The sequence below is a fragment of the Cellulomonas hominis genome, from assembly GCF_901521055.1.
Lineage (GTDB): Bacteria > Actinomycetota > Actinomycetes > Actinomycetales > Cellulomonadaceae > Cellulomonas > Cellulomonas endometrii.
In genome coordinates this window covers 54,877-61,943 of sequence record NZ_CABEGA010000020.1, presented here as the reverse complement: position 1 = coordinate 61,943, position 7,067 = coordinate 54,877, and the positions used below count along the sequence as shown (strand labels likewise).

6 protein-coding genes are annotated in these 7,067 nt (G+C 73.9%); 3 read left to right on the top strand and 3 right to left on the bottom strand.

Features of this window, described 5'->3' with window-relative positions; genetic code table 11:
* The first annotated feature begins 128 nt into the window (after nt 1–128).
* The 3 genes from efeO (at nt 129) to KJP73_RS05835 (ending at nt 3,880) form a co-directional block, all read left to right on the top strand.
* A complete protein-coding gene (gene efeO, locus KJP73_RS05845) occupies nt 129–1,283 on the top strand; it encodes an iron uptake system protein EfeO (RefSeq protein ID WP_213281861.1) in 1,155 nt (384 codons plus the stop codon).
* A complete protein-coding gene (gene efeB, locus KJP73_RS05840) occupies nt 1,273–2,631 on the top strand; it encodes an iron uptake transporter deferrochelatase/peroxidase subunit (RefSeq protein ID WP_213281852.1) in 1,359 nt (452 codons plus the stop codon). The genes efeO and efeB overlap by 11 nt, the downstream gene beginning before the upstream one ends.
* Nucleotides 2,632–2,773: 142 nt before the next feature.
* A complete protein-coding gene (locus KJP73_RS05835) occupies nt 2,774–3,880 on the top strand; it encodes a TM2 domain-containing protein (RefSeq protein WP_249669134.1) in 1,107 nt (368 codons plus the stop codon).
* A 75-nt stretch (nt 3,881–3,955) separates the two neighbouring features.
* Here KJP73_RS05835 and KJP73_RS05830 read toward each other — a convergent pair whose 3' ends face one another.
* The 3 genes from KJP73_RS05830 to clpX form a co-directional block, all read right to left on the bottom strand.
* Nucleotides 3,956–5,158, bottom strand: coding sequence for a hypothetical protein (locus KJP73_RS05830; protein ID WP_213281851.1), 1,203 nt, complete (start codon nt 5,156–5,158; stop codon nt 3,956–3,958).
* A gap of 137 nt (nt 5,159–5,295) precedes the next feature.
* Entirely contained in the window at nt 5,296–5,664 is a 369-nt protein-coding gene (locus KJP73_RS05825; RefSeq protein ID WP_213281850.1) for a chorismate mutase, read from the bottom strand.
* 29 nt (nt 5,665–5,693) lie between these two features.
* On the bottom strand, nt 5,694–6,980 hold the full coding sequence (clpX, locus tag KJP73_RS05820) for an ATP-dependent Clp protease ATP-binding subunit ClpX (RefSeq protein WP_213281849.1): 1,287 nt from the start codon (nt 6,978–6,980) through the stop codon (nt 5,694–5,696).
* Nucleotides 6,981–7,067: the final 87 nt, after the last annotated feature.

Sequence of the window (7,067 nt, the reverse complement as noted above, 5' to 3'; positions counted from 1 at the left end):
TGGGACTTCCGCGCGAACGTCGACGGCGCCGAGGTCGCGCTCGGCGTACTGCGCGAGGTCGCTCAGGAGCAGGACCCGGACCTGGTCGCGGACCTCGACGAGCGGTTCGCCGACCTGGACGCCCTGCGCTGGCGGCCCTGACGCTGCCGCTGGCCGCGTGCGTCGACAACGACGCGCCCGCCGCCGCGGACGCCATCACCGTCGACTCCTCGGCGAGCGCCTGCGACGTCTCGGCGTCCGAGGCGCCGTCCGGGAACGTCACCTTCACCGTCACGAACAGCGGCGACGACGTGACCGAGTTCTACCTGCTGGCCGACGACCGGCTCCGCGTCGTGTCCGAGGTGGAGAACATCGGCCCCGGCCTGACCCGCGACCTCGTCGTGCAGGTCGCCCCGGGCGACTACTACACCGCGTGCAAGCCCGGGATGGTCGGCGACGGGCTCGTCTCCGCGTTCACGGTCACGGACTCGGGCGCCGAGGTCGGGCCCACGGGCGCCGTCGCGGACCAGCTCGCCGACGCCGAGGCGGACTACGTCGCGTACGTGAAGGACCAGGTCGGCTCGCTCGTCACCGGCACCCAGGAGTTCGCCGACGCGTACGCCGCCGGCGACGACGACACCGCGCGGTCGCTGTACGCCGCGGTGCGCGTGCACTGGGAGCGGGTGGAGCCGGTCGCGGAGTCGTTCGGCGACCTGGACCCGCTGCTCGACGCCCGCGAGGCCGACCTCGCGGAGGGCGACGAGTGGAGCGGCTGGCACTACGTCGAGAAGGACCTCTGGCAGCCGGCCCCCGACGCGAACGGCGGCGAGACCTACGTCCCCCTGACGCCCGAGCAGCGCCAGGCCGCCGCCGACCGCCTCGTCGAGCTGACCGCGGAGCTCGAGTCCCGCGTGACCGCCGACGACTTCACCTTCGAGGCGTTCCAGATCTCCAACGGCGCCAAGGAGCTGCTGGACGAGGTCGCCACGGGCAAGGTCACCGGCGAGGAGGAGATCTGGTCGCACACGGACCTGTGGGACTTCCGCGCGAACGTCGACGGCGCCGAGGTCGCGCTCGGCGTACTGCGCGAGGTCGCTCAGGAGCAGGACCCGGACCTGGTCGCGGACCTCGACGAGCGGTTCGCCGACCTGGACGCCCTGCTCGCACAGCACGGCTCCGTCGACACCGGCTTCGTCGCCTACACCGACCTGACCGCCGACCAGGTCGCCGAGCTCGCCGCCGCGGTGGACGCCGTGAGCGAGCCGCTGTCCCGGCTCACCGCGACGGTGACCGATGCCGCCTGAGGAGGAGTCCGCCACCACCCCGGAGCCGCGCGGCCGCGGCATCAGCCGCCGCGCGCTGCTCCGGGGCGGCGGTGCTGTCGCCGGCGTGGCGGCCGCCGCCGGCGCCGGGGCGTTCGCCGGGCGGGCCACCGCGCCCGACGCCGCGGCGGCCGCCGAGGCCCGCACGTACCCGTTCACGGGCGCCCACCAGGCCGGGGTCGTCACCCCGGCGCAGGACCGGCTCTACCTGGCGGCGTTCGACCTCACCACCACGGACCGCGCCGCGCTGGTCGACCTGCTGCGCACCTGGACGACGACCGCGGCCCGGCTCACCCGGGGCCTCGGCGCCGGGCCCGTCGGCTTCGACCGCGGCAGCTACGACGCGCCGCCGGACGACACGGGCGAGGCCGCGGACCTGCCGCCCGCCGGGCTGACGCTCACCTTCGGGTTCGGGCGGTCGCTGTTCGTGGGCGCCGACGGGGAGTCGGACCCGTTCGGGCTCGCCGGCCGGCTGCCCGGGGCCCTGGCGCCGCTGCCGCACTTCCCCGGGGACGACCTGGACCCCGCCCGCAGCGACGGCGACCTGGTGGTGCAGGCGTGCAGCGACGACGCCCAGGTGGCGTTCCACGCGGTGCGGAACCTGTCCCGGGCGGCGTTCGGCACCGCCCGGATCCGGTGGGCGCAGCTCGGCTACGGCCGGACGTCGTCGACCTCCACGGCCCAGGCGACCCCGCGCAACCTGTTCGGCTTCAAGGACGGCACCGCGAACATCATGGCCGAGGAGTCCGCCGCCCTCGAGGAGCACGTGTGGGTGCAGGACGCCGACGCCCGGGCCGACGCCGCGGCGGGCACGGACTCGTCGTGGATGGTGGGCGGGACCTACCTCACCGGCCGCCGCATCCGGATGACGATCGAGACCTGGGACCGCTCGTCGCTGCGCGAGCAGGAGCGCGTGATCGGGCGGACCAAGGGCATCGGCGCGCCGCTGTCCGGCGGCGAGGAGCACACCGAGCCGGACTTCGACCGCACCGGCTCGGACGGGTCCCCGCTGATCGACACGGCCTCCCACGTGCGCCTCGCGCACCCCACCGCGCACGGCGGCGCCCGGATGCTGCGGCGCGGGTACACGTTCACCGACGGGAACGACGCCCTGGGGCGGCTCGACGCCGGGTTGTACTTCATCGCGTTCACCCGGGACCCGCGCGCGCAGTTCGTGCCCGTCCAGCAGGCGCTCGCCGCGCAGGACCTCATGTCGGAGTACGTCCAGCACACCGCGTCGGCCCAGTTCGCGGTCCCGCCCGGCGTCCCGCGGGTCGCGGACGACGGGACGCTGGTGGACGGGTTCATCGGCTCGACGCTGCTGGCCTGACCAGCGCTGACACCCCGCGCGCTTCACCCGTTCGCGCGGCCATTCACCCTTCGTTCCCGGGACGCCGCGCACAGCCGGCTCATAGGTTCGGCGCGCGCGAGGCGAGCGGCCCCGCGCGTCGACCCGACCCTCGGAGCCACCGGTGTCCTACCCGCAGCAGCCCTCCCCCGTCCCGCCGCCCGCGCCCGAGGGCTACGGCGCCGTGCCGCAGCAGCCCGCCTACGGCTACGCGCCGCCCGTGCCCGGCCAGGCGCCCTGGCTCGCGGGCCAGGAGTCCGACAAGTCGTTCGTCGCCACGTGGCTGCTGTCGGCGTTCGTCGGCACGCTCGGCGTCGACCGCTTCTACCTCGGCAAGATCGGCACGGGCATCGCGAAGCTGCTGACGATCGGCGGGCTCGGCGTGTGGTCGCTCGTCGACCTGATCCTGGTCCTCACCGGCGCCCAGAAGGACAAGCAGGGCCGGCGCCTCGCGGGCTACGACCAGCACAAGAAGCTCGCCTGGATCGTCACGGGGGCCCTGGTGGTGCTCGGCATCATCGGCAACATCGTCAGCGGCGCCCTGTTCGCCGCCGGCACGTCGGCCGCGCTGGACGAGGCCGCCGAGCAGGCCGTCGTGGACCTGCAGGAGCAGGTCGACGAGGCCGCTCCCGCCGACGAGGTCGTGGCCGACGAGCCGGCAGCGGACGCGCCGGCCACCGCCGCGCAGTGGGCGGACGCGGGCTTCGGCACCTTCGACGTCGTCTCGCAGTCCGGCACCGGCGACACCGTGATCACGCTGCCGGAGGGCGTCGTCTACGGCGCCGTGCACGCCACCCACCAGGGTCAGGCGAACTTCGTGCTCACGGTGCTCGACGTGGACAACGCCCCCACCGAGCTGCTGGTCAACACGATCGGCGCGTACGACGGCACGACCGGCCTCGGCATGACCGCCTACGCGGAGCCGAAGTCGATCCAGGTGCAGGCCGACGGCGCGTGGACGCTGACGATCTCCCCGGTCGCGTCCGTCCCGGCGCTGCCGGCCGCGGGCCACGGGGACGGCCTGTTCCTGTACGAGGGCCCGGCGGCGAACCTCGCGCTGACCCACGCCGGGCAGATGAACTTCGTCGTCTACGAGATGACGGGCGACCTGTTCTCCGCCGGCCTGCTCGTGAACGAGATCGGTCCGTACACGGGCACCGTCCCGGTGAGCGCCGGTCCGACGGTGGTCGTCGTGACCGCCGACGGCGACTGGACGACCGCCGCGGCCTGAGGCCGCCTCGGGCGAACGCCGCAGGGGGCGCCCCCGCACGCACGTGCGGAGGCGCCCCCTGCGGCGCGTGCGGGGTCAGACCACGTCGTGCAGCCGCCCCTGGTCGGCGGACTGCGTCGGCAGGGCCTCGCTCGGCGTCGACCCGTCGTTCCAGCGCAGCAGCGCGCCGATGCCGTCGACCACCTCGACCTGCCCGTCCGGGGCGATGGTCAGGCCGGCGTCCTGGCCCAGCGCGGCGCGCAGCAGCGCCACGTCCGCCGGCATCTGACGGGCGCCCTCGGTGACGCCGATCCCGGTCAGGTCCGCCTCGCTGCTCGCGATCTGCAGCGGCTCCGGGCCGACCCAGAGCCGCCGCTCCGCGAGCGGCGAGCCCGGCAGCGTCACGTCCTCGTGCAGCACGAGCTCGCGCACCTGCCCGCGCTGGAGCACGGTGACGACGTCGTCCACCGACGTGACGGCCGCGGCCCCGCGGCCCAGCTCCCCGCGGTACGCCTCCAGCACGCCCTCCCGGCGGCGCTGCCGGAACGCCTCCAGCGCCTCGACGACCCGCTGGTGGAACACCTCCTGGTTGACGCCGTCGGCGCGCGAGCCGCCCGGCACCTCCACGATCAGGTCCTTGGTGCGGGCGCCGACGGCGTGGCACAGCAGCGGCACCGCCCGCACGTCGCCCGTGACCAGCACGACCTCCGGCTTGCGCGCGATCACCTGCCGGTCCAGGTCGGCCGCGACGGTCTCGGCGTTGCGCTCCCAGGAGTCCTCGGCGCGCATCTGCACCCGCCGGCTCCGCCAGCCGTCGCCGGTCTCCTTGACCTTGCGCAGGACGTCGTGGTCCCCCTCGACGGACTCCTTCTCGGCGTCCCGCAGCCCCGAGCCGTCCGACCACGTGAAGTCCGCGCCCTGCCGGTCGATCTCCACCAGCAGGAACCGCGTGGCCTGGTCGGACACGCGCACCGCCGGCATCAGGTTCGGCACGTCGCCGAGCTCGGCGGTGGACTGCGCGGGCGGCTCCTTCAGCACCCGGTCGACCACCACGCCCTCGGCGTCGGCGACCACGACCCGTCCGTGCGGGCCGGCCACGCCGGTCGGGCGCGTGACGCGCTGCTCGATCTCGTCGAGCACCCCCTGCTGCGCTCCCGAGCGCTCCAGCTCCCGGCGCAACGACCGCCAGCGGCCGGCCACCTCCTCGTCGCCGGACGCGTCCGCCCGGGTGGCGTCGAGGTGAACCGTGATGAAGGGGGCGGGACGTCCGAGCAGGGGCTTGAGCCAGTGCAGTTCCACGAGGCGACCTCCGAGGGGTGCGCTTGTCGGCCACGCCGGCGCACGCCCTCGGGCCACGCCGGCCGACCGGTCCTGACCCCTCCCACCCTCTGACAGCACGGCGTCCGGCGCCACCCCGGAGGGTGACGCGGGCCGGTTCAGCCGGCGGTGGCGCCACCCTGCCCGTCGGGCCCCGCGGCGATGGCCTCGTGGTGCCGGATGACCTCCTCCACGATGAACGCGAGGAACTTCTCCGCGAACACCGGGTCCAGGTCCGCCTGGTGCGCCAGGTCCCGCAGGCGGGCGACCTGCTGCGCCTCACGCCCCGGGTCGGAGGCCGGCAGGCCGAGGCGCGCCTTGAGCACCCCGACCTGCTGCGTCGCCTTGAACCGCTCCGCGAGCAGGTGGATCAGCGCGGCGTCGATGTTGTCGATGCTGCCGCGCAGGCGCGCGAGCTCCGGCGGGGGCGTCGGGGCCGCCGCCGTCGAGGGGGCGGGCGTCGAGGCGGGGTCGGGCGGTGTCGTCACGCCCCCGATCGTAGGGGCGCGGTCGACGCTCAGGCGCTCTTCTCCCGCGGCGTGCGCTTCGCGGGCGCCTGCCGGGGCACGAGGGTCGGGTTGACGTTCTCGAGCACGACGCCCCGGTTGACGACGACCTTCTCGACGTCGTCGCGGCTCGGCACCTCGAACATCACCTGCTGGAGGACCTCCTCCATGATGGCCCGCAGGCCGCGGGCGCCGGTACCGCGCAGCAGCGCCTGGTCCGCGATGGCCTCGACCGCGTCGTCCGTGAACTCCAGCTCGACGCCGTCGATCTCGAACATCCGCTGGTACTGCTTGACCAGGGCGTTGCGGGGCTCGGTGAGGATCCGCACGAGCGCCGACTGGTCCAGCGGGGACACCGTCGTGATGACCGGCACGCGGCCGATGAACTCCGGGATGAGCCCGAACTTCAGCAGGTCCTCCGGCATGACGTCGCCGTACACGTCGCGGTCGTCCGCGGTGTGCAGCGGGGCGCCGAAGCCGATGCCCCGGCGGCCGGCGCGCGAGGTGATGATCTCGTCCAGGCCCGCGAACGCGCCCGCGACGATGAACAGCACGTTCGTCGTGTCGATCTGGATGAACTCCTGGTGCGGGTGCTTGCGCCCGCCCTGCGGCGGCACCGACGCCGTCGTGCCCTCGAGGATCTTCAGCAGCGCCTGCTGCACGCCCTCGCCGGACACGTCGCGCGTGATCGACGGGTTCTCGCTCTTGCGGGCGATCTTGTCGATCTCGTCGATGTAGATGATCCCGGTCTCGGCCTTCTTCACGTCGAAGTCGGCGGCCTGGATGAGCTTGAGCAGGATGTTCTCGACGTCCTCGCCCACGTAGCCGGCCTCGGTGAGGGCCGTGGCGTCCGCGATGGCGAACGGGACGTTGAGCATCTTCGCCAGCGTCTGCGCGAGGTACGTCTTGCCGCAGCCCGTGGGGCCGATCAGCAGGATGTTCGACTTCGCGATCTCGACGGCGTCCTCCGACCGGTCGGCGCCGACCGTCGGGGTCGCCTCACCCGCCTGGATGCGCTTGTAGTGGTTGTAGACCGCCACGGCGAGCGACCGCTTCGCGGGCTCCTGCCCGACGATGTACTGCTCGAGGAACGCGAAGATCTCCTTCGGCTTGGGCAGCTCCACCATGCCGATCTCGGTGGCCTCCGCGCGCTCCTCCTCCATGATCTCGTTGCACAGCTCGATGCACTCGTCGCAGATGTAGACCCCTGGCCCCGCGATGAGCTTCTTGACCTGCTTCTGCGACTTGCCGCAGAACGAGCACTTGAGAAGGTCCGCGCCGTCCCCGATGCGAGCCACGTGCGTCCCCTTCCCTCGGTGCGACCGTCGGCGGTCGCGTCGTCGCTGAGTCCTCAGCTGGGGCGGTCCGGCCGGAGCCGGCCGCCC

Excerpts from the sequence above, each read along its gene's own strand:
- efeB (WP_213281852.1), top strand. The coding sequence starts at position 1,273 with ATGCCGCCTGAGGAGGAGTCCGCCACCACCCCGGAGCCGCGCGGCCGC.